The following is a 682-nucleotide window of genomic DNA, read 5'->3' as shown; positions in this document are numbered from 1 at the left end:
CACGGAAGCCTTCACTGTAGGCGCCACGCACCACCAGCTCTTTCAACGGCTGATAACGGAACGAGTATTTCGGGTTGGTGGTGCTGCCGAAGTCGCTGTATTTGTCGTGACGCACGGCGGCGGACAGTTCGAGGCTGTCGAGCACCGGTACGTTGATTTCCGCGTAGGCGGCCTTGACGCTGCGGTCGCCCTCAACGCTGCCGTTAGGGTCGATGCCGAGGCTCTGGATATCGCCGGCAAACGACTCGAAGTCCTGATGGAATTTCTCTTTGCGGTACTCGCCGCCCAAGGCCAGACCGGACGGGCCGGCACCGAACCAATCGCCGATTTCACGGCTGATACGTCCATCAAAACCGGCCACACGGCCAACAGCGGTGGAGTAGGCGCCGTGGTACGCCGCGTCGTCGATGTACTGCTGACCGGCCGCGGACTGCGGGCCGAACGGGTTGAGTAGACCGCTGGCCAAACCGTTGATCATCGCCTGATCGCTGACAAAGCCATTGGTGACGCTGGAGACGATTTTGTTCTGGTTGTACGAGGCGCCGACGTTGTAATCCCAACCACCGACCAGACCATCGAAGCTGAGCAGGAAGCGCTGGCTGGTGTTCTGGTCTTTCGATTCACGTGGGCCGGCCGCAGTTTCACGCCAGTTGACGTCGACCGGTTGCGTCGGGTCGAGGGC

At 61.3% G+C, this 682-nt stretch carries 1 protein-coding gene; it reads right to left on the bottom strand.

The window, feature by feature from the left end:
• Positions 1–682 (bottom strand): TonB-dependent receptor domain-containing protein (locus tag BK660_RS30025; protein ID WP_123436397.1); only part of this gene is annotated, 682 nt, incomplete at both ends.

It is taken from the genome of Pseudomonas brassicacearum (assembly GCF_003732265.1).
Lineage (GTDB): Bacteria > Pseudomonadota > Gammaproteobacteria > Pseudomonadales > Pseudomonadaceae > Aquipseudomonas > Aquipseudomonas brassicacearum_D.
Note: the sequence above shows the minus strand (reverse complement) of the source record. Positions and strands in the feature narration are given on the sequence as shown.